The organism is Thermosyntropha sp., from assembly GCF_017656155.1.
Classification (GTDB): Bacteria; Bacillota; Syntrophomonadia; order Syntrophomonadales; family Syntrophomonadaceae; genus Thermosyntropha.
Genome location: NZ_JACDOH010000004.1, coordinates 22,763 through 44,437, shown reverse-complemented (window position 1 = coordinate 44,437; position 21,675 = coordinate 22,763). Strand labels below are relative to the sequence as shown.

Genomic DNA, 21,675 nt, shown 5'->3' with positions numbered 1-21,675 from the left:
CTTTCACAAATAAATACAAGCCTTTTTGTCCTTTTTTTCACAAAATCAAATTTTATGGACTTCACTGAAAATATTTATGATCCTGGATAAATAGTCGTAAAATTAAAACAAAACAAATAATTCTTTGCAATTATATATTTGACGCTTTTAATACAATGTGACATAATATTTAATAAAATAATATACGTGCTGGAGGGAATGTGGATGTTTTTACTTAACCCGAAAAAATACCATAGGCCTTTTAAAGATGAAAAAACAAACGATATTTTTCAAAAGACCATCGATTTTTTTGAAAACAAGGGGTTGGCTAGTATAAAGGAAGATGACCAGGATATAAGATGGTATGATGATTATATTAATATGCTGAAAGAAACTCAGGCTTATGCAACCCTTTTGACCCCTGCTGGATATGGCGATCCCGATGCCCGGTTTGATATGTACCGGATTGCCCAGTATAATGAACTGCTTGGTTTTTACGGTTTGTCTTATCAATATTGTTATCAGGTAAGTATATTGGGATTAGGCCCTATTTGGATGGGAGATAATGAGGAAGTTAAAAAGAAAACCGGACAGCTTCTTAAAGAAGGCGGTATTTTTGCTTTCGGGCTTTCAGAAAAGGAACACGGAGCAGATTTATATGCCAATGAGATGAAGCTTTATCCCAGAGGAGATGGAACTTATCTGGCAAGAGGGGACAAATACTACATAGGAAATGGAAATAAAGCTGCTTTAGTGTCAACTTTCGGTCGTTATGCTGATACCAATGATTTTGTATTTTTTGTAGTTGAAACAACTCATCCCAATTATGAATGTGTGAAAAAAATCAACACTTCAGGAAATCGCCCTGCTTATGTTGCTGCATATTCATTGCATGATTATCCTATAACTCGGAGTGAGATTTTATCCAGCGGGCAAAGGGCATGGGATTCAGCTCTCAATACCATCAATGTAGGGAAATTCCAGCTTGGCTTTTGTTCTGTCGGTATTTGCACCCATGCACTTTATGAAGCTATAAATCATGCCTATAACCGTTGGCTCTATGGACACCGGGTAACTGATTTCCCGCATATCAAGAAACTCTTTACCGAGTCTTTTGTACGCCTTGTGGCTATGCGTCTCTTTGCTATGCGGGCAATTGACTATTTCCGTTCTGCCAATGATAATGACCGGCGCTATCTCTTATACAACCCGATTCAGAAGATGAAAGTTACTACCGAAGGCATGAAGATTATTGATATGCTTTTGGATGCTATTGCAGCAAAAGGTTTTGAACAGGATACCTATTTTGAAATGGCTGTAAGAGATATTGGCATGATTCCGAGATTAGAAGGAACTACTCATGTTAATATGGGATTGGTAGTTCGGTTTATGGGAAATTACCTGTTCAATAATATAGACCTGCCGGAAATTCCGCTGAGAGATGATATAGCAAATGATGACTATATTTTGAATCAGAAGGCAGGAAGCCTTAAAGCAGTTAAGTTCCCGGATTATAAGCGGCCTTATGCCGGAATATCTACTCCGAATATCGAAGTATTTAAAGACCAGATTGAGCTTTTGCGCGCATTTCTGTCTGATACTCCTCCTGACAAAGAACAGGCAGATAACAAGGATTATATGCTGGCTTTGGGAGAAATATTCACCATGATTCCTTATGCACAGCTTATTCTTGAAAATGCCAAGATTTACAATATACCACAGGAAATCGTAGATGAAATTTTCAACTTTATTGTTAGGGATACTTCGCAGTATGCTTTACAGATGGTATCAAATCATCGCAACAGTGAAGCGCAAATAGCTAATCTCATGAAAATTATCAAACTGCCGGTAAACAGCGATAATACAGACAAGGTATGGAATGACCATGTTTTGTCATTAGTAGGAGCCTATGAAATGAATCCGTAAAAAAATTTGATAAAAGCGAGGGATTGTTCCCCCGCTTTATTTTTTGTGTCAGGTTAAAACAGAGTAGATTGAGTTATTATTTGATGGTTAAAATTGGTTTTTTCTTCAAAAAGTTCAGGGGTTGCCCTGATATTTACCGTTTTAGAATGCCATTCAGCAAGCCTTTTTAATGTCCTCAGACTTTCGGCATGGCCGGCTTTAGCTTTTTTAAGAGCCCTTCTTAAGGTTTGGTAAGAGTTTTCAATATCTTTTTCATTTACCGGAAAAGGAAAGCCGTCTTTGCCTCCATGGGCGAAGGAATAGCGCACGGGGTCTTCAAAACTAGGTTTTGCTCCATAAGCTACTTCAGCTACTAGGCACAGTGCTCTGAGGGTTCTGGGACCGACTCCTTTAATGGAAAGAAGCTTTTCAAAATCTTCAGGTCTGTTTTCATAGAGTGCCCTTAATGATTTGTCAAGGTATTTTGTATTAGGGATAGTGTGATGTGGAGGCATTTTTAAATGGGATATAAGGTTAAGTTCGTGCAATATTTTTTCAGGTTTTAACTCAGCTATTTGAATGCTTAAACTGCGCAAATCTGAGTTTTTATGTGAAACTAGGTTTAAAGTTTCTCCTTTTTTATCACAACATATAGCAGTATGAGGTTCTTCGGTAAAGCTATTTAAATTAAGACTCAACCAGTGATACCTGCGTGCCTGTTTTAGCCTTTCATTCATGCCCTGCTGAATTACTGCCCATTCTCCGCTTGCAGTGAACACAAAAAAATGATGATATATTTGATAGCCGTCCTGAACTGCGGCATTATCAACTTTGGCTGCCATTTTGCTGGCATAAATAAGAGAGGATGGAGAGGTTTGCAAAGGAATTTTATCGGCTATTTGTTCTATTTCTTTAGGGGTATTGAGGGCAGTTTTTCCTTTGCCGCCGGCAAAGAAAATACCGGTGTTTAAAGAGGATAAACCTTCCTTGATAGCTCCACAAACAGTAGTAGTAAGTCCAGAAGAATGCCAGTCGAAGCCTGCTACACATCCTAAGGATTGAAACCAGTAGGGGTCTGATAAACGGCGCAGAACCTCTGAGCTTCCGCTTTCTTCTAATATTACTTCAATTATAGCTGTACTAAGCTTTTTCATATGTTCAAAAAGCCAGGATGGGCATTTGCCGCTATGCAGGGGCAAATCAGCTGAACCTGTTTTCATCCGATAAATCCTCCAATGTTAGATATGATTTCATTATACTATAAAGAGGCTTTTAAGAACATATGTTTGTTGATTTTTTACTTAAAAAGGTCTTTCCAATAATCGCGGTCGCTGAATATGAATACACCAATGATTGCTGCCAAAATTCCTCCTCCTAATAGAAGAAGCAGTATGATAAGGGCAGTAGTTTCGGCATCGGTCATGATATCACCTCTATCAAACACTACTAAATATAATAACATGCTGGTTACGTAAAAAGGATATAAAGGGAAAATAAAAAACTTATCTGAAAATTTAATCAGTAACCGATTGAGTCTTTCCGTCTTAAGATAAGAGGGGAGGGGTAAAAAATGCGCATGGTTAATTCTGATATTAAGGGAATATATAGAACCACTTTGAGTGATAAGCCTTGGATACCTCCGGGGGTAGCACTTATTGCTGCGCAAAGGATGTGGCCGGTAACTAGAGGAGAGAAAACGGTGGTTGCTGTTATAGACACAGGAATTGATTATACTCATCCTGATTTAAAGTCGAATGTAGTCGGAGGTATGAGTTTTGTCCCTAGGGAAAAAGATTATATGGATGAAAATGGACATGGAACTCATGTAGCCGGGACTATTGCAGCTAATGGCAAAATTTTGGGTGTAGCCCCCGAAACTAAAATTTTGGCGATAAAGGTATTGAATAAGTATGGAGCAGGCAGTCTAAATGCTGTGGTTCAAGGTTTGACCTGGGCCCGTAAGTGGAAGGGCCAGAAAGGGGAAAAGGTAAATGTAATTAATATGAGTTTAGGCAGTATGTTGCCTTATGCCGCTTTGCACAAGGAGATAATAAAAGCAGTAAATGATGGGATTACCATAGTTTGTGCTGCAGGAAACGAAGGCGATAGTAAGCCTGATACGATAGAAATATCTTATCCGGCTTTTTATTCAGAAACTTTAGCGGTAGGTGCAGTAGATTTATATTCCGGCATAGCATCTTTCAGCAATTCGAATCCTCGTGTCGATATTGTGGCTCCGGGTATTGATACCTATTCTACTTATCCAAAGGGAAGATATGTAAAATTGTCAGGCACCTCTATGGCTGCACCTCATATTGCAGGGGCTGTGGCTCTGATTTATTCCAGGTATATGCTGCGTTTTGAACATTATCCTGTTCCTCAATATATCAAGGAACTTTTGCACTATCAGGCGATAGATTTAGGTGAGGCGGGTTTTGATTTTTCTTACGGTTATGGATTGTTCAGTTTCAATATTGATGGAGGAAAAGCTGTGAGGATAAAAATAGGAGAAAAAAAGTATTTTATTAATAAAAAACAGTATGAATTTGAAATGGCTCCTTTTATGAAAGGAGAAAAACCGGTGGCTTTGATAGAAGAAATAGCCCGTTTGCTTTCGGCAGAAACTGTTTTTATTTCTTCTGATAATTCTGGAGAAGGACATAAGGGAGAGGTCGAAATTTGGGTTTAAATAATTTTTTTAATAAAAAAATGTTGAGGGAAAAAAGGGAAAACCTTCCTGTATACAGAATATATATATTATTATAGAGCCAGTTTGTTAGGAGCGAGAGGGGGATGATAGGATGGGCAAAAGGTTACACATTTTTGCGGTTTCTGATTCGGTGGGTGAAACGGCTGAAAAGATTGCAGTGGCTTCGTCGCTTCAATTCCCTATGGAGAGGAGTATAACCAGGTTTTCCAGGGTAATTAAAGAAGAGCAGGTATTAAAAATAATCGAGGAGGCAGAAAAAGAAGATGCAATAATTGTGTTTACAATTGTTAAGCCGAGTTTGGCTAGGTATCTGGAAGAAAAAGCCCGTGAAAAAAATATATATGCGATAAATGTTATGGATCCTATACTGCAGGCAATCGAGGAAAAAACAGGAGTTCAGCCTATATATGTTACAGGACTCAGACATAAAATGGATGAACAATATTTTAACCGCATGCAGGCGATAGAGTTTGCAATAGAACATGATAATGGTCAAAATTTAGATACGATAAAAGAAGCTGATCTTATTATATTAGGCCTTCCACAGACTTCAAAAACTCCGCTTTCCATGCATTTAGCCAATTTAGGTATAAAGGTAGCTAACTATCCCATAACCCTGAACACAGAAATACCAGAGGAAATTATTGAACTTAAAGGTAAGGTTCCCATGGTAGGGCTTACTATTGATATGGAAAACTTAATTAAACTGCGTCGTGAAAGAATGAGAAGTTTTAAAATTCCTGAAGATATAGAAAGTCTGGATGAAATGGTAGCAGAAGAGCTTGATAACGCTTACCGAATTTATTCTAAGCTTAAATGCCTGGTAATTGATGTTACATCTGATGATATAGAAGAAATCGGAAATACTATAACCCATAAATTTAATCTGCCCTTGCGGGTGACCCACCATCGTTTTTAATGAAGGATGAGTGAGAATTTATGGATATAATAAACAGGATGGCTTATATTTATAATATTTATATTAGAAATAAAGACCATCCTGTTTTTTTAATAAATAAGTGCCTTTTTGAGGCTTTGGATAAAAAAATCTACTATTATTGGATCAAATTGTATTCCGGAACATCTTTTCAGTTCGCATATGGCTTCTTCAATAGATAGAGGCTTTTTATAAGAGCGATTGCCAGTCATAGCTTCGAAACTGTCTGCTACTGCCAGCATACGGGAGAAAACCGGTATCTCTTCTCCTTTTAAACCATCCGGGTAGCCATTCCCATCATATCTTTCATGATGATGTTTTATTATAAGAGCAATATCTTGGTAAGGGCCTAAACTGTTTATTAGTTCTGCGCTGTATCCAGGATGTTTTTTTATTATCTCCCATTCTTCAGGAGTTAAGAAAGTTTTTTTAGATATAATTTCTTTATCTATTAAAAGTTTTCCAGTATCGTGCAGTAGGCTGGCAAAATAAAGCTTTTCACGATCTTTTGGTGATAAAGATAATGTATTAGCCAATATTGAGCAATAAAAAGTGGTTTTAATTACATGTGAAAAGGTACAAATATCTATCATCTCAATTATTTTGAGTAGGGTTTTAGTAATAATTAAAAGTTCACTTTCCTGGGTTGTTTGTTTAAGAAAATTCCAGATATTTTCGATACTTGCCTGCATGTTGCTTCCTCCTTTCTCTACTACATTCTATTGATAACCCGCGAAAAATGTTTTCCTTAATATGGCAATTATGTAATAAAAAACTCAGGACTTTTTCAGTAATTTGACGATTTTTTTGGCAAGGGAAATAGAAAAAAAGGACGAATATGTTTGCTGGTGGAGAAAGGAGAGTATAAAAGTGGACATAAATTATGATTTTGAGATTAGTGTTTCTAAAATAATAGAAAGCTGGAAAAGAAGCGATGAATATAGAAAATGGCGTCTTCTGGAATTTTTAGGTGTGCCGGTTGTGATATATGATCGAAAGGGAAAAATTCTGGATGTTAATATAAGAGGGGCTTTATTGTTAGGATATAAACGAAATGAGTTATTAGGACAAAATTTTTTTGATATTGTTGTTGCAGAAGAAAGTCTGGAAGAAGAGGTTTGTCTTAAAACAGATGAAATTGTTTATTTAAAAAGTAAAAATGGAAGTTATCTTCCCTTTTTTATGGAATTGTTCAAACATGAGGATATTTGTATTTCTTTTTTGATTGAAGCAGAAGGTTATCCGGATGCTAAAAAAGCTTTGCTGATTTTAGAACAAAGATACAAAAGTATTTTGGAGCATGCATTAGAGGGTATTTGCATTATAGGAAAGGAAGGTTTTTTAGCAACCAATGAAGTTTTTTGTCAGATTTTTGGTTATGATAAGGATGAAGTGTTAAGACTAAGTCCTCTGGATTTTGTGAGAGAGGAAGAAAGAAAAAAGCTGGAGTATTATCTGGAGGTTTTATTTGATCATCAGCTTCTGGTAAGAGAAAAGATAAAACATCATTTTCTGCGTAAAGATAGGATGCCGATTTACTGTGAAGTAAGTTATTTTTCTACGATGTATGAAGGAGAGTTTGCAGTGCAGCTGCATATTCGCAATGTAGAAGAAATGGAGCATTATAAACAGATGATGTGCAGGTTTGAATCTGGATATATGTTTCTTCTGGAAAATTCTCCGGAACCGATAAATATAATTTATGAGAATAATATCATATTTGCTAACAGGAAGTTCTGCAGTATAACCGGATATACACTGGATGAATTAAAAAAATTAAAAAAATGGGAATGGATAGCACCGGAATACAGACGCAGTTTTGCGGTAGTAGCAGATAAGTGTAAGAATGTTGAACAGGAGATAATCAGTTTTACGGCTGATGTAGTTACGAAGAATGGGACAAGAATACCTGCTGTTTTAAAATTAGTGTCCCTTTTTTATAATGACAAACCGGCAGTTATGGTATCATTGAAGGATTTAGACATTGAAGAAAGTTCGGGAGAGAGTTATGAAGAAAAGAGACTTAAGAACGACCTGGTCAAAAGGATATTTAGAATAATTGCCGAAAGCAAATGTGCTGATGAAGCTTTTTTTGATATTATAAAATGCTTTGCTGAAGAAATTCCGGATTACAGCTTTGAAATTTATATATACAATGATGATATAGTTAATATTTATACAATTAGACAGAGAAAAAACTGGTTTTCGACTATACATGATAAAAAGGTTTGCGATATTATTGAGGGTTTAGAAGAAAGACAATTTGTTGAATATTACCTAAGTGGAAAGATTAACAGAGATGACCGGCATTTGTGGGAGGCTGGATATGATTATGCAGTAAAGATGCCCCTTAAAGGTGTAAACGGGAAAATAGGTTTGTTTAAATGGGCATATAAGAAAGATAAAATTAATGTAAACAACTGGATTATAGCCGAAATAGTATCAGAAATATCTATTGCCATAGAAACCTTGCTATACCGGGAAAAAATGGCGGAGATTATGCGAAGGGAAGCTGAAAAAGAGCAAAATGAACTTTTTCAGCGTTTTGCTATTATTGGTGATATAGCGCAGAGCATTGCCCATGAAGTGCGTAATCCTATGACTACTGTCCGCGGGTTGGCTCAGATGCTGGCAGTTGATGATCCGAAAAATAAAGATTTTTATAATATGATGATAGAAGAGGTAGATAAGGCTGATAATATAATACATGCTTTCCTGCGCCTGTCCCGTGATATCATAACAGAAAAAAAAGAGACTGATATAAATCACCTTTTGGATAAGGCTTTAATCGTAATGCGCAGGGAACTTATGATGCGGGGAGTAAATCTGGTGAGAAAAGGCAGTGGTGATGTATGTAAGGTTTATGTTGACATAGATCAAATAGAACAGGTTTTGATAAATATCCTGCGCAATGCCTTGGAGGCTTCTGATTCAGGAAGTACGATAACCGTAGAAACAGGGAGAGAACAAAACTTTATTTATATAATTTTTACCGATGAGGGACGTGGAATAGACGAAGATAATTTAAAAAGGGTAATAGAGCCTTTTTTTACTACCAAAGATGTTAATACAGGTCTTGGCCTGTCAATAAGCTATAAGATTATAAAAGAACACGGGGGAGAGATAATATTGGACAGCAAGCTAAATCAGGGAACCAGGGTAAAGATTTGTTTGCCCTGTGCAGGTTAATTTTTTAAGATGGTGTGCAACAAGGTTGATAGATTGTATTAGATATCAACCTTGTTTTTATTTTGGGAGATTTTGAGCAAGATGACTGGATAAAATGTCAAAAAAAATAAGACCAGAGAATGAAATTTTGCTAAAATTAAAATAGGGATGAAAGCTGTTATTGTGGATGGGGAGATTGATATATGAAAAGAAAAATTTCACTTAACGATTTAAATATAAATGAAAGTTTGGCTCAGGATATTTTTGATGAAAATGGCAGACTCTTATTGAAGAGTGGAACAGTATTAATTGCTGAATTGAAACAGGGGCTTTTAAATAAAGGCATAGAATTTGTCTATATCGAAACAGAAGGGAGAGCTTCTACCAGTACTTCTCCGGTTTCCAATGAAAATTTGGAAAAAATGAAAGAAAAAGCCAACAATTTTGCTGAATTTTCCAAATTATATAATACCCTTTTGTTTGAAGTTAGGAGAACGGCTTTAAGAGGAAAATATAATAAACCGATGCAGGGAAATTTAAAGGATGATATAATGCTGTTAACCCGTTATTTAATGAATGATGATAAAACAGCGTTGAACCATTATTTGCAGATTAAACGAAACAGAATAGAGTACACTTATGAAAATCATGCCCTGAATACAGCTATTTTAAATATTCTGCTCGGTATCTGGCTTAGGCTTAACAATCATCAAACATGGGAAGCAGGCTTAACCGGATGTTTACATGATATAGGAGAAACCAGGCTACCGGAAGGAATGCTTCAGAAAAAAGGCCCCCTTGATGCAGAAGAATGGGCGCTGGTAAAAACTCACCCTATTTTGGGTGCTAAAACCCTGCTTAAAACCGAGTGGATGCCTTCCCGGGTTATAATAGGAGTTTTGATGCATCATGAGCGTTTAGATGGAACAGGCTACCCCCAGGGAGTTTTAGGAAGTGATATACCCCTTTATGCCCGTATGACAGCGGTTTCCAGCATATTTAATGCTATGACTACTGATCGTCCTTATGCAGCAGCAGTAGATTTTTCTGTTGCTTTAAATGAATTGCGAAATCGTTCTTTCGGTCAGCTTGATGCCAAAATAACACGGGTTTTGTATGATAAAATCCATGAGGCTTTAAGCAGATAAAATATTTTGAAAGGGTAAAGTATAATATCTTCTTGAATTTATTCATTTTTTAATGTAGAATAATTCTTGCATTGATTTTAAATTAATATTTTTGTGTCGGGATGTGGCTCAGCTTGGTAGAGCGTCTGGTTCGGGACCAGAAGGTCGCAGGTTCAAATCCTGTCATCCCGACCATTTATTTTTATGTCCGGGCTGAGCTGGAAAGTCTTAATCAAGTTTTAGCATGGGCATCAGATGATTTTAAAGAAGGAACTAGAGCTTTTGCTGAAAAACATAGATCACAGTTTACAAGTAAGGTGCTGTGAAGAAAATAGTGTCGTGTATTGCTAAAACCACCTGTCCTCAAAATACTGGACAGGTGGTTTTAGCATTTGCGGGAAATATATCTACAGGACATTGTCTTCCAGAATATCGGTTACTTCTGGAAAGGGTTTTATGGTGCGCTCTAACACGCCCTGAACATAGCTTATGGCAATACCATAGTTAGTGATAGGTATGTTATGAGCTCTGGCTTTTTCTATTCGGTTCAGATAAGCGCGGCGGGTTATAGTACAGCCGCCGCACTGGATGATAAGTTTATAATCTTCAAGATTTTCCGGAAAATTAGGACCGGCAGCCGTATCGAAATGCAATTCTTTGCCTGTATAACGTGTAAGCCAGCGCGGTATTTTTACCCTGCCTATATCATCAGCCAGGGCGTGATGGGTACATGCCTCAGCAATGAGCACTTTATCTCCGTGGTCAAGTTTCTCGATTGCTTTAGCTCCTAAGACCATAGTGTCCAGATCCCCTTTAAAGCGGGAGAAGAGGATGGAGAAGGTGGTAAGGGGTATGCTGTCTGGAACATCTCCTGCTACTTTAAGCACCACCTGAGAATCGGTTATTACCAAGCGTGTCTGGTAATTTATTTTTTCCAGGGTGCTGGCCAATTCTCGCTCTTTTACTACTAGAGCGGCAGCATCATTGTCAATTATATCCCGTATGGTTTGCACCTGGGGCAGGATAAGTCGACCTTTGGGAGCTCCCAGATCTATGGGAACTACTAAAACCACCAGATCCCCACCTTTAATTATGTCCCCTATCAAAGCAGGTTCCTCTAGTTTACTCATATTTTTAAGCTGTCTTAGTTTTTCTTTCAGTGCATCTATACCTTCTTTTTTCAAGGCGGAGGTAAGTACGTATTCGATATTTTTGGCTTTAAGGGTTTTTTCTAATTCTGTGTGAAGGTTTAAGTCTTTTTTGTTGATAATTGCTATTACCGGTTTGCCTTTTTGGGTGAGAAGTTTCAGGATTTTTTCTTCATATTCTGTCCATTTTCCATCACCGATTATGATAAGGCCTACATCAGCATCATCTATAACCTGTTCAGTCTTTTTTATGCGCATTTGCCCCAGTTCTCCTGTATCATCTATCCCTGCCGTATCAATTACCAGACAGGGACCTAAAGGGCTTATTTCCACCGCTTTGTCTACCGGGTCAGTAGTAGTTCCGGCGATATCAGAGACTATAGCCAGGTCAAAGCCTACCAGTGCGTTTATAAGAGAAGATTTGCCTGCATTACGCCGGCCAAGAAAAGCTATGCAGGTGCGCATACCTTTAGTTGTTTGGTTAAGATCGTTCATATATCAACCTCTCCTAATCTAAGCAAATTGTAAGGATTTAATAATTCTTCCAGCTTTTCCGGAGGCATGAAATTAAGAATCTGGTTAGCCTGAACCAGGTCTAACTGGTTTTTTTGCATATAGTTCCATATTTCTTCGATTCTGGTGCATCCCAGATAAGGCAGCAGGACAGTAAGTAAAGCCTGACTGGAATACAGGTTTTGTCTGATTCTTTCCGGGTTGGCTTTTATGTCACGGATACAGTAATCTACCGCTCTTAAATCAGTTTTTTGCAGTAGTTCTAATGACTCTAGCATAGTATAAGTTATAAGCGGTAAGAACGGGTTTAGTTCTAAATGTCCCTGGGAAGTAGCGTAAGATATGGTAGTGTCGTTTCCCAAAACCTTTAGCCCGCTTTGCACCATAAGTTCGGGTATAACCGGATTTATTTTACCAGGCATAATTGAGGAGCCACGTATTAATGGTTTTAACGTGATTTCCCGACATAGGCTCGAAGATAAAAATCTAAGGTCATTGCCGATTTTAATGAGGTTTACTGCATGAGAACGCATGATTCCGCTTACTTCAGAGTATACGTCAGCATTGGAAGTTGCTTCTACCATATTTTCAGCCCTGGCGATACCAAGGCCGGTTATTTTTCTCAGCTGTTCACTTACTTTAAATATGTAGCGGCGGGGGGCAGTGATTCCGGTTCCTACTGCTGTTCCTCCCAGGTTGATAACTTTTATGCGCTCAAAGGATTTGAATATGCGCCACCTGTCACGGGCAATTGCTTCAGCAAAAGCGCTGAATTCCATACCAAGGGAGATGGGAACAGCATCCTGATATTGAGTACGTCCTGCTTTTACCAGGCTGACAAATTCTTTTTCTTTTTCTTGCAGTGAGCTTTGCAGTTTTTCTACTGCCGCTTCCAGTTCTTTTAATGCATAGATAATGGCCAGCCGAGAAGCAGTAGGGAATACATCATTGGTGGATTGGAATTTATTTACATCATCAATAGGATGAATAATGTCATAGCGGCCCTTTTCATAACCTAATATTTCTAAAGCTTTGTTAGCTAAAACTTCATTTATGTTAAAATTGGTCGCGGTTCCTGCTCCTCCCTGCAGGGGATCAACGATGATATATTGATCCAATTGGCCGGATTCCAATATTTGAGTAGCCTGCAGGAGGGCATCAGCCTTGTTTTCTTCCATATATCCTAAGTCTTTGATGGTTTGGAGGGCAGCCTGTTTTACCTGGGCTATGCTTTTGATGAAAACCCTCTGCCACCGGTAGCCGGAAACATCATAGATTTTGCTGGCGCGGACTGTAGCAAGACCGTAATAAGCATCCTCGGGAACTGATTCTTCACCGAGGTAATCTTTTTCTATACGCACCTTTTAACACCTCACTGTATTGGTGATTGCTGGTTTATTTAGGAATGTAGGTTAAGTTATGACGTTTATACCAGTGGGGCGGATCTCCCCATTTCCATAAAACTATTTCAAAGCCGGCTTTTTGTATCTGATTGAATAAATCATTAAATGGAGTATATTTTTTGCCTGTGTACAGACTGTAATCTTCACGTCTTTCTTCCGGAGTTAAAACAGGCATGACTATATTGGCGCCTGCTTTAAGTCCCATTTTTAAACCTTCCGGATGAATAGTCTGCAAGGCAGTAGAAGCTACTATATTAATATCAGGCATTAATATCCGGGCTAAGCTTATCATTTTAACAGTTGAAATGTAAGGGTCTATTTTTATCTTGCTTTCCTGAGCTAACGGGGTATCAGGATGGGGAATATAAGGCCCCATCCCCAACATGTCAATATCAAAGTCTAAAAAAAATTTAAGGTCACATGCCAAGTTTTCATAACTTTGATGTGGAAGCCCGATCATGACACCGGTTCCTACCTGGTATCCTATTTCTTTAAGGGCATAAAGACATTCGAGCCTTTTTTGAAAGCTTTGCTCCGGAGGATGCATCCGAGCAAAGAGATCGGGGTTTGAAGTTTCAATGCGCAGAAGGTAACGGTGGGCTCCGGCGTCATAAAGTTTTTTATACTGGGAAAAGGTCAATTCCCCGATACTTAAAGTAATTCCTAACCCAGGATCGTTATTTTGGGAGGTAGTTTTTTTTATTTCATATATCACATCGGCTAGAAAATCAACCTCTGATTCAGTTGGTATTTCTCCTGACTGCAGGGCAATGGAATGAAATCCGTTTTTATAAGCGGTATTGGCAAGAAGAAGTATTTCGTCTTTAGAAAGATGATAGCGGTTTACTTTTCGGTTGCTTCTGCGCAGACCGCAGTAAAAACAGTCTTTTGAGCAGATATTGGAAAACTCAATAAGACCTCTTGCATAAACAACATTGCCGATATTTTTTTCTCTAACTCTCCCAGCCTTGTTTATAAGGTAAATCAGGTCATTCGCGTCTTTGCTTTCTAAAAAATAAAGGATTTCTTTTTCAGACATATTTGGCATTCAAAAAAGCCTCCTTGAGCCCGTTTAAAAGCTCTTCTTTTTGCTCAGGGGTAAGGATTTCAGGATTATCAAGCAAAATTCCAACAGATTTTGTGAGTTGATGTTTTTCCATGGCAAGGCTTAAGCCGGTTTGATCGCCTCTTATAAAAGACCAGCGGTTGCCGTAAATTTTAGCCCACCTTATCAAAAGATCCGGATAAATTTGCTTTATGATTTCATGACATTTTTCTATAAGGTCTTCTTCATCTTTAACTTTTTCTTCTGGTATTAAATCAATCAGGTTTAACATCATTTGCACCTTCTTTACAGGAAAAGATCTCTTTCTCCGTTTTCAATTCGCTTAAGCATTTCCCGGACGGTATTCTTAAGAGATTCGCTTGGCAGGGCTTCCAGTTCTTTTTCTATTAATTTTTCACCGACCATTTTAGTTTCCTCACTTGCATAGTCTAATAGGTATTCTTTAAAGGTTAGAATAGCGTTGGGCATACACAGATGATGGACTTTCCCTTTTTTGGCAATATCCATAAAGTAATCGCCAGTTCGGCCGCAGCGGTAACCGGCGGTGCAGAAGGAGGTTATTCGCCCGTTTTCTGCCATTTCACGAATGACTTCATCTAAACCCCGGGTATCTCCTAATATAAACTGCTGCCGGTCATGATCGACGGTATCTGTGCTGTATGCGCCGATTCCTATGTTGGATCCGGCATCTATCTGGGTTACTCCTACCGGTATAACATCCCTTCGGACTTCGGCCCTTTCGCGAGCAGTTAAAATCATGCCGGTATAGGGGACAGAAAGCCTGATTACAGTTACTAATTTCTTAAAGGTTTTATCATCTACCAGGTATTTGCTTTGTCTGGTAAATGGAGTATTAGAAGCAGGTTCCAAACGGGGGAATGATATGGTATGAGGACCTACCCCCCCAAACCTTTTTTCTAAGTCTATGGTATGCATCAGAAGTCCCATAACTTCAAACTTGGGATCGTAAAGGCCGAAAAGTGCACCTATACCTACATCATCTACACCTGCATCCATAGCACGGTGCAGGGCATAAAGCCTCCATCCGTAATTGGCTTTTATGCCGCGGGGATGAAGTTTCCTGTAAGTTTCATGATGGTAGGTTTCCTGGAAAACCTGGAAGGTTCCTATACCTACATCACGCAGTATTTCTAAATCTTCTATGGACATAGGGGCTGCGTTAACATTGCAGCGGCGAATTTCGCCTCTGCCTTCTTTAGTGTTGTAAACCGTATTCAAGGTTTTGGCTATAAAATGAACATCGGATAATGGATGTTCGCCAAATACTACAATGAGGCGCTTATGGCCTTTGGAAATTAGAGCTTTTACTTCTGCTTCTACTTCTTCCATAGTAAGCTGTTTGCGAACTGTTTTCTCATTTTCCGTGCGGAAGCCGCAATATACACAGCTGTTTACACAGTAGTTGCTGACATAAAGGGGGGCAAAGAATACTATTCTTCGTCCATATACTTTTTCCTTTATTTTACCACCAGCTTCGAACATTTCTTCCCATAATTCTTCGTCTTCACAGTTGAGAAGGGCTGCAGTTTCTTCAGGTTCCAACCGATTTAGTTCCAGTGATTTAGATATTATTTCTCTTATTCTTGATTTGTCTGGATTTTTATTGGCCATAAGGGTTTCATATATAAAGTGGTCATCGATAAAATCGCGTCCATTTTCCAAATATTTTTCAATTTGTTCCGGTTTTATTACACTTTCAATCCACTTATCGATCTCATTTTTGGTAAGCATTATACAACCTCCTTTTTTTGCTTTAAAGGGGTTCTTAAAAGAAAATCCGCCTGCCCTGATAAGGAAGGCGGAAGCTTGAAAAGGCTTTTATCTATTTAAGCCCCCCTTTAACGCAGCTTTGACCTTGTTATCAGGGATGATAGATTTCGATTTTACAGTTTTATTTATTTTTGGTTAAAGCGGTTTTAACTGTAACATGAGGAATATTACCCAGCTTTCCTGTCATAGCTCCAATTTCATCAGTATTTCCGTCTACAATCAGCGATATAACCGACACCTCTTTTTCTTTATAAGGAACGCCCATACGGCCTATTATTATATGTGCATGTTCGCCTAGTATCCTGTTTACTTCTGCAGCAGAATTACGGTTTTCTATGACTATTCCTACCACTCCTAAGCGGGTTTTCTGCATTTTAAAAACCCCTTTCTTAAATGAAGGCCGTTTACTCTGAGAGGACAGAGTAAACGGCCGAAACTTTTCTGTCCCCCCTCTAAATCAGCTTAACGCCTTTTTATCAGGAAGAATGATATTGTTTAATGAGTTGGATAATTTTTAAAGATATTTTTTGTTTTTCGGATGATAATGAGTATGCAGGAGCTCATGCGATTTATGTCCTAACGGCTCATGCAGGAACTCATCATAAAGGATTTTTACTTCGGAATTTTCATGTGATTTTCTGATTTCACAGCTTTCGTCTTCAGCATAGATAGCATCTATGCGAACTTGGCGCTGAGCATTGGATTTAGTTATAGGCTGTCCACCGCCGCCGATACATCCACCGGGACAGGCCATTATTTCGATGAAGTGGTATGGAGATTTGCCTTCTCTTACCTGATCCATGAGTTTTCTTGCATTGCTTAAACCGTGAGCAACTGCAACTTTCACCACTGTGCCTTTAAGATCAACTTCAGCTTCTTTAATGCCTTCCATACCGCGAACAGCAGTAAAGTTTACATCTTTGAGCTCTTCTTTAGTTACTACTTCATATACAGTACGGAGGGCTGCTTCCATAACACCGCCGGTAGCCCCAAATATAACTCCGGCACCGGTGTATTTGCCCATCCAGGAATCAAAGGGAGCTCCTTCGAGCTTGGTAAAGTCTATACCGCTCATTCTAAAGAGGCGTCCGATTTCACGGGTGGTCAGAACCAAATCTACATCACGGTATCCGCTGTCCTGCATTTCCGGTCTAGTTGCTTCGTATTTCTTAGCAGTACAGGGCATTATTGAAACAGAATAGATTTTAGCCGGGTCAATACCCATTTTTTCTGCCCAGTAAGTCTTTACAAGGGCTCCAAACATCTGCTGAGGAGACTTACAGGTAGAAAGATGATCTAAAAGATCAGGGTAATAAGTTTCGCAGAAGTTAATCCATCCCGGGCTGCATGAGGTGAACATCGGCAGAACTCCGCCTTCGTTCAAGCGCTTTAACAGTTCGTTGCCTTCTTCAATTATGGTAAGGTCAGCTGTAAAGTTGGTGTGTAAAACATAATCAAAGCCTACTTGGCGTAATCCAGCAACAAATACATCCATCGGCATTTCACCCGGTTTCATGCCGACTTCTTCAGCAATAGCCAAACGAACTGCCGGAGCTATTTGGGTTACTACTATCTTATCAGGATCAGCTATGGCTGCTAACAGTTCGTCTAACTGTTCATTTTCAGTTATAGCTCCTACCGGGCAAGCATGGATACACTGACCGCACATTGCACATGGGCTGTCCATTAAGCTTTTGCCCATAGTAGGAACAACCATAGCTTCGTGACCACGGTCTTCTAAGCCTAAAGCGTATACCGACTGGGTTACGCTGCACGCTTCGATACAGCGGCGGCAAAGTATACATTTGTCCGGATCCCGGACTATTGCAGGAGTAGAAGTATCTTTAGCTAGACCGCGGACTTTATGTTCAAACGGAATATCACGGATGAAATATTCTTCAGCTAATGTCTGCAGTTCGCAATTTCCGTTCCTTGGACAGTTAAGACAATCTTGAGGATGATTGGAAAGTATGAGTTCTAATATAGTTCTTCTGGCTTCAATAACCTTGGGGGTTCTGGTTTTAACCACCATTCCTTCGGTAACCGGTGTTGAACAGGCTGCCTGCAGAAGTCTATTTCCTTCAACTTCACATACACATACCCTACAGTTTGCTTTCACAGACTGATCGGGATGATAACAAAGAGTAGGAATTTTAATACCGACTTCTTTAGCTGCCTGCAGGATGGTTGAGCCTTCAGGAACGGAGACTTTAATTCCGTCTATAGTAAGATTAACCATTCATTTCACTCCTTTTTGCTCTTCTTTCCTACACTAATTTAGCATTATAGTCGGCTTTAAAATGCTGAATAGTGGTAAGTACTGGTGCGGGGGCAGCCTGACCCAGCCCACACAGGCATGAATATGACATAACCCGACCAAGTCTGGAGAGAGTTTCAATGTCTTTAGCTGAGCCTTTGCCGCTGTTGAGCTTGCTCATTATTTCATGCATTCTGGCCGTGCCTTCCCGGCAGGGAGCACATTTACCGCAGGATTCGTGTTCAAAGAATTTGGCGATTCTGGTTACTACATCAACAATGTTGCGGGTTTCATCAAGTACAAAGACAGCGCCTGAACCTAAAGTAGCTCCAATAGCTGCCATATTGTCGAAGGCGACGGGAGTGTCTAAAAGTTCTTCAGGGATGAACGCTCCAGAAGTTCCGCCTATTTGAACAGCTTTGAACTTCTTGCCTCCCGGAATGCCTCCGCCGTATTTGTAAATGAGTTCGCGAATAGTGGTATTGGTAGGGACTTCGAAGAAAGTTTTGTTGTTTATGTCGCCGGTTAAAGTGAAGACTTTAGTTCCAGGATAAGAAGGCACCCCTATAGAAGCATACCAGTCAGCACCTTTTTCAACTATAACCGGAATATTGGCAAAGGTTTCGACATTGTTTACTATGGTGGGCTTGCCCCATAATCCTTCGGAAGGAGGATAAGGCGGTTTAAAGCGCGGTTCGCCTCTGTGTCCTTCAATAGATTCAATAAGGGCAGTTTCTTCACCGCATACATAAGCACCGGCTCCGCTTCTTACCTGGAGATCGAAGCCGTCAAGGAAACCTTTTTCTTTTGCCTGTTTGATGGCAGTATTTAGGACATCAACCAGATGCGGATATTCGCCGCGGCAATAAATATAACCTTTAGTAGCTCCGATAGCATAGGCGCAAATAGCCATGCCTTCAATTAAGGTGTGCGGGTCATTTTCCATTATAAGGCGGTCTTTATATGTCCCCGGTTCACCTTCATCAGCGTTGCATACTACATATTTTTGATCAGCCTGTGCCTGATAGGCGAAAGACCATTTTTGACCACAGTTAAATCCAGCTCCTCCACGTCCTCTCAGCTTGGATTTCTTTACTTCTTCAATTAATGCTTCTCTATCCATACTACGGGCTTTTTCCAAAGCTTTATACCCGCCCTGGGCTATATAATCTTCAATTTTAAGCGGGTCAATTTTGCCGTAGTTGCGCAGAACGATGCGCATTTCCTCGGCCATATTTTGCCCTCCTTTCAGGTATTGGAATCATATCGTATTTAATAAGAAACAGGTTTTATTTGTATTCTGCTAAGATTTTCGGTACTTTTGCCGGGCTGACATTGAGATAAGGTTTACCGTTGATGGTGATTACTGGAGTAGCTTGGCACTGTCCGACACACTCGGTGAATTCAAGGGCAAAAAGACCGTCAGGTGTGCTTTCTCCCATGCAGATGCCTAATTCCCTCTCCAGTGCTGCTACTACTTCGGCAGCTCCAGCAACGTGACAGGGTGCACTTTCACAAATACGAATGACATTTTTCCCCCTGGGCTTTACTGAGAACATGGAATAGAATGTTGCTACACCATAGGCTTCAGATACAGGAATGTTAAATACCTTGGCAGCTTCAAAGATGGCTTCTTCAGGCAGGTAGCTTAATTCTTTTTGAACGGCATGATATGCTTCGATTATGCCCCCCGGTACATCAGCATAGCTGGCTATGATTTCCTTGTAGCCCTTCATCTACTTTCCCCCCTCGTTGAATTTATTCAGATTTTAAAAAACAGCTGCTAACCTACGCTATGCATACAGTAATACAAAATACAAAATTTGTAAAACCTGTTGGTTAGCAACCACATGGATTATATTAAAATTATAAACCATAATCTTTTTATTTTAAATAAATATATTTGTTTTATATTATTTTTAAAATTCGATTTTTTCAAAGAAAAATAACTGAATTTTCAAAAAATAATCTTTTTCAGTATGAAATAAGACTGGCAGTTAAAACTAGTAGCACAATGGATAAATTAGCGAATATGAGGAGGAGAGAAGATGCCTTTTGACTTAGAAAATGCTTTTTATGCAGAAGAAGATATACCCGAAAAATTTAGATTGAAAAAGTTTGCTTTAAATCGGCAGTATTTATTAAATGGCGAAATTTTAACTTATGATAAAGGAACTGAGGTTTATTCACCGCTCAGAATAAAAGAAAGATCAAAGATAAAATTGGTAATGGTAGGCGAATATCCGGAACTTTCTAGAAAGGAGGCTTTAGATTCGCTTAAAGCTGCTTTAGATTCATATAAGGGGGGAACCGGAGAATGGGCGAAGATGCGGGTTGGAGACCGGATAAGCTGTGTTCAGGATTTTATAAGCAAAATAAAAAATATCCGTGAAGAATTTGCCCTTTTAGAGATGTGGGAGATAGCCAAGCCTTATCCTTCTTGTTTAGATGAATTCGATCGGACAGTTAGATATATAGAAGATACTATAACCAGTTTACAAAACCTCGATAAGAAGAGCAGTGGAATAATAAGTGTAGAAAACTTTGTAGCACAGGTGAGAAGAACACCTTTAGGTATTGTGCTTTGTATGGGCCCTTTCAATTATCCTCTTAATGAAACCTTTGCTATGCTTATTCCTGCTCTTATTATGGGCAACTCGGTGATTGTAAAGCCACCGCGTTATGGAGCACTTTGCTTAAGCCTTTTTATGCCTGCTTTTGCCTGTTCTTTTCCTAAAGGAACTATCAATTTTATAAATGGTGACGGAGAAGGGATTATAGGGCCTATAATAAAATCGGGAGAGGTAAATGCTTTAGGGTTTATTGGCTCAACTCAGGTTGCAAAATTATTGATAAACCAGCATCCACATGGCAACAGGCTTAGAACTATATTAGGATTGGAAGCAAAAAATCCTGCTTTTATTTTAAGTGATGCCGATCTTGAAAAAGCAAGCAAAGAATGTGTTAAAGGAGCTTTAGAGTTTAATGGACAGAGATGTACTGCTTTAAAACATATATGGGTTGATGAAAAAATAACGGAAAAGTTTTTACAGATTTTTTGTAATGAAGTTGATAGCTTGAAATGCGGTATGCCCTGGGAAGAAGGAGTAACTGTAACCCCCTTGCCGGAAAAGAATAAAGTAGAATGGCTAGGAGAGCTGGTAGAAGATGCAGTAACCAAAGGAGCTAGGATTATTAATAAAAATGGAGGTAAAAGTTCCGGCAATCTTTATTATCCTACTGTGCTTTATCCGGTTACCAGCGATATGAAGATATATCATGTTGAACAATTTGGCCCCGTAATACCTGTTTCCTCATTTGCGGATATAGATGAACTTAAGGATTATCTTTTTACATCTGATTATGGACAGCAGGCGAGTATATTCAGCACCAGCGCAGCAAAAGCTATACCGCTCTTAGATATTCTCGTACATCAGGTATCACGGGTAAATTTAAACAGCCAGTGCCGCCGCGGACCGGATGAATTTCCTTTTACCGGACGCAAAGATTCAGCTGAAGGTACTTTGTCAGTATATGATGCTTTGAGGGCTTTTTCAATAAGGTCATTAGCAGTTGCCAATGAGGATGGGAGGGCTTTGTTTTTTGATGCCTTGAAAGAAAATACTTCTGATTTTTTATGGATTTGATAAGGTTTATTAAACTTTTTGCGG

18 protein-coding genes and 1 tRNA gene are annotated in these 21,675 nt (G+C 39.0%); 7 read left to right on the top strand and 12 right to left on the bottom strand.

Annotated elements, in window-relative coordinates; translation table 11 throughout:
- The first annotated feature begins 204 nt into the window (after positions 1-204).
- The gene (locus H0Z36_RS05095; protein ID WP_296864170.1) at positions 205-1,905 is read left to right on the top strand and encodes an acyl-CoA dehydrogenase; all 1,701 of its coding nucleotides are present in this window, start codon (positions 205-207) and stop codon (positions 1,903-1,905) included.
- A gap of 53 nt (positions 1,906-1,958) precedes the next feature.
- Here H0Z36_RS05095 and H0Z36_RS05090 read toward each other — a convergent pair whose 3' ends face one another.
- Entirely contained in the window at positions 1,959-3,104 is a 1,146-nt protein-coding gene (locus tag H0Z36_RS05090; RefSeq protein ID WP_296864169.1) for a DUF763 domain-containing protein, read from the bottom strand.
- A 77-nt stretch (positions 3,105-3,181) separates the two neighbouring features.
- Positions 3,182-3,328, bottom strand: coding sequence for a hypothetical protein (locus H0Z36_RS05085; RefSeq protein ID WP_296864168.1), 147 nt, complete (start codon positions 3,326-3,328; stop codon positions 3,182-3,184).
- Between the two features lie 126 nt (positions 3,329-3,454).
- On the opposite strand from H0Z36_RS05085, the gene H0Z36_RS05080 reads away from it, so the two are divergent.
- Positions 3,455-4,573, top strand: coding sequence for a S8 family peptidase (locus tag H0Z36_RS05080; RefSeq protein WP_296864167.1), 1,119 nt, complete (start codon positions 3,455-3,457; stop codon positions 4,571-4,573).
- 112 nt (positions 4,574-4,685) lie between these two features.
- Positions 4,686-5,513: a pyruvate, water dikinase regulatory protein gene (locus H0Z36_RS05075; protein ID WP_296864166.1), complete on the top strand. Its 828-nt coding sequence runs from the start codon at positions 4,686-4,688 to the stop codon at positions 5,511-5,513.
- An 89-nt stretch (positions 5,514-5,602) separates the two neighbouring features.
- Here the strand turns inward: H0Z36_RS05075 and H0Z36_RS05070 are convergent, their stop codons facing one another.
- Positions 5,603-6,223: an HD-GYP domain-containing protein gene (locus H0Z36_RS05070; protein ID WP_296864165.1), complete on the bottom strand. Its 621-nt coding sequence runs from the start codon at positions 6,221-6,223 to the stop codon at positions 5,603-5,605.
- A gap of 115 nt (positions 6,224-6,338) precedes the next feature.
- Here H0Z36_RS05070 and H0Z36_RS05065 point away from each other — a divergent pair, with 115 nt between their 5' ends.
- The 3 genes from H0Z36_RS05065 to H0Z36_RS05055 all read left to right on the top strand — a co-directional run bounded on the left by H0Z36_RS05065 (position 6,339) and on the right by H0Z36_RS05055 (position 10,021).
- A complete protein-coding gene (locus H0Z36_RS05065; protein ID WP_296864164.1) occupies positions 6,339-8,720 on the top strand; it encodes a PAS domain S-box protein in 2,382 nt (793 codons plus the stop codon).
- A 182-nt stretch (positions 8,721-8,902) separates the two neighbouring features.
- Complete coding sequence (locus H0Z36_RS05060) at positions 8,903-9,847, top strand: HD domain-containing phosphohydrolase (RefSeq protein WP_296864163.1); 945 nt, start codon at positions 8,903-8,905, stop codon at positions 9,845-9,847.
- Between the two features lie 97 nt (positions 9,848-9,944).
- A tRNA-Pro gene (locus H0Z36_RS05055) sits at positions 9,945-10,021 on the top strand.
- 212 nt (positions 10,022-10,233) lie between these two features.
- Here the strand turns inward: H0Z36_RS05055 and hydF are convergent.
- The 9 genes from hydF to nuoE form a co-directional block, all read right to left on the bottom strand.
- A complete protein-coding gene (hydF, locus tag H0Z36_RS05050; RefSeq protein ID WP_296864162.1) occupies positions 10,234-11,469 on the bottom strand; it encodes a [FeFe] hydrogenase H-cluster maturation GTPase HydF in 1,236 nt (411 codons plus the stop codon).
- Positions 11,466-12,848, bottom strand: a complete 1,383-nt coding sequence (locus tag H0Z36_RS05045; protein WP_296864161.1) for an aspartate ammonia-lyase — start codon at positions 12,846-12,848, stop codon at positions 11,466-11,468. Before H0Z36_RS05045 ends, hydF begins: the two co-directional genes overlap by 4 nt.
- A 34-nt stretch (positions 12,849-12,882) precedes the next feature.
- Complete coding sequence (gene hydE, locus H0Z36_RS05040; protein ID WP_296864160.1) at positions 12,883-13,938, bottom strand: [FeFe] hydrogenase H-cluster radical SAM maturase HydE; 1,056 nt, start codon at positions 13,936-13,938, stop codon at positions 12,883-12,885.
- The gene (locus H0Z36_RS05035) at positions 13,922-14,230 is read right to left on the bottom strand and encodes a hypothetical protein (protein ID WP_296864159.1); all 309 of its coding nucleotides are present in this window, start codon (positions 14,228-14,230) and stop codon (positions 13,922-13,924) included. Before H0Z36_RS05035 ends, hydE begins: the two co-directional genes overlap by 17 nt.
- A gap of 11 nt (positions 14,231-14,241) precedes the next feature.
- Entirely contained in the window at positions 14,242-15,708 is a 1,467-nt protein-coding gene (gene hydG, locus H0Z36_RS05030; protein ID WP_296864158.1) for a [FeFe] hydrogenase H-cluster radical SAM maturase HydG, read from the bottom strand.
- A gap of 160 nt (positions 15,709-15,868) precedes the next feature.
- Positions 15,869-16,120 carry a TM1266 family iron-only hydrogenase system putative regulator gene (locus H0Z36_RS05025; protein ID WP_296864157.1) on the bottom strand — a complete coding sequence of 84 codons (252 nt, stop codon included), beginning with the start codon at positions 16,118-16,120 and terminating at the stop codon, positions 15,869-15,871.
- Positions 16,121-16,261: 141 nt separating this feature from the next.
- On the bottom strand, positions 16,262-17,986 hold the full coding sequence (locus H0Z36_RS05020) for an NADH-dependent [FeFe] hydrogenase, group A6 (protein ID WP_296864156.1): 1,725 nt from the start codon (positions 17,984-17,986) through the stop codon (positions 16,262-16,264).
- Positions 17,987-18,014: 28 nt separating this feature from the next.
- Positions 18,015-19,238 carry an NADH-quinone oxidoreductase subunit NuoF gene (nuoF, locus tag H0Z36_RS05015; protein WP_296864155.1) on the bottom strand — a complete coding sequence of 408 codons (1,224 nt, stop codon included), beginning with the start codon at positions 19,236-19,238 and terminating at the stop codon, positions 18,015-18,017.
- 55 nt (positions 19,239-19,293) lie between these two features.
- The gene (gene nuoE, locus H0Z36_RS05010; protein ID WP_296864154.1) at positions 19,294-19,740 is read right to left on the bottom strand and encodes an NADH-quinone oxidoreductase subunit NuoE; all 447 of its coding nucleotides are present in this window, start codon (positions 19,738-19,740) and stop codon (positions 19,294-19,296) included.
- A 312-nt stretch (positions 19,741-20,052) separates the two neighbouring features.
- Between nuoE and H0Z36_RS05005 the strand changes: the two genes are divergently transcribed.
- A complete protein-coding gene (locus tag H0Z36_RS05005; RefSeq protein WP_296864153.1) occupies positions 20,053-21,651 on the top strand; it encodes an aldehyde dehydrogenase family protein in 1,599 nt (532 codons plus the stop codon).
- The last annotated feature ends 24 nt before the right edge of the window (positions 21,652-21,675 follow it).

Coding starts and splice junctions, on each gene's coding strand:
- hydF (WP_296864162.1), bottom strand. CDS start 11,469: ATGAACGATCTTAACCAAACAACTAAAGGTATGCGCACCTGCATAGCT.
- H0Z36_RS05035 (WP_296864159.1), bottom strand. CDS start 14,230: ATGATGTTAAACCTGATTGATTTAATACCAGAAGAAAAAGTTAAAGAT.
- H0Z36_RS05090 (WP_296864169.1), bottom strand. CDS start 3,104: ATGAAAACAGGTTCAGCTGATTTGCCCCTGCATAGCGGCAAATGCCCA.
- H0Z36_RS05005 (WP_296864153.1), top strand. CDS start 20,053: ATGCCTTTTGACTTAGAAAATGCTTTTTATGCAGAAGAAGATATACCC.
- H0Z36_RS05060 (WP_296864163.1), top strand. CDS start 8,903: ATGAAAAGAAAAATTTCACTTAACGATTTAAATATAAATGAAAGTTTG.
- hydE (WP_296864160.1), bottom strand. CDS start 13,938: ATGCCAAATATGTCTGAAAAAGAAATCCTTTATTTTTTAGAAAGCAAA.
- nuoE (WP_296864154.1), bottom strand. CDS start 19,740: ATGAAGGGCTACAAGGAAATCATAGCCAGCTATGCTGATGTACCGGGG.
- H0Z36_RS05020 (WP_296864156.1), bottom strand. CDS start 17,986: ATGGTTAATCTTACTATAGACGGAATTAAAGTCTCCGTTCCTGAAGGC.
- H0Z36_RS05070 (WP_296864165.1), bottom strand. CDS start 6,223: ATGCAGGCAAGTATCGAAAATATCTGGAATTTTCTTAAACAAACAACC.
- H0Z36_RS05095 (WP_296864170.1), top strand. CDS start 205: ATGTTTTTACTTAACCCGAAAAAATACCATAGGCCTTTTAAAGATGAA.
- H0Z36_RS05080 (WP_296864167.1), top strand. CDS start 3,455: ATGCGCATGGTTAATTCTGATATTAAGGGAATATATAGAACCACTTTG.
- hydG (WP_296864158.1), bottom strand. CDS start 15,708: ATGCTTACCAAAAATGAGATCGATAAGTGGATTGAAAGTGTAATAAAA.
- H0Z36_RS05075 (WP_296864166.1), top strand. CDS start 4,686: ATGGGCAAAAGGTTACACATTTTTGCGGTTTCTGATTCGGTGGGTGAA.
- nuoF (WP_296864155.1), bottom strand. CDS start 19,238: ATGGCCGAGGAAATGCGCATCGTTCTGCGCAACTACGGCAAAATTGAC.
- H0Z36_RS05025 (WP_296864157.1), bottom strand. CDS start 16,120: ATGCAGAAAACCCGCTTAGGAGTGGTAGGAATAGTCATAGAAAACCGT.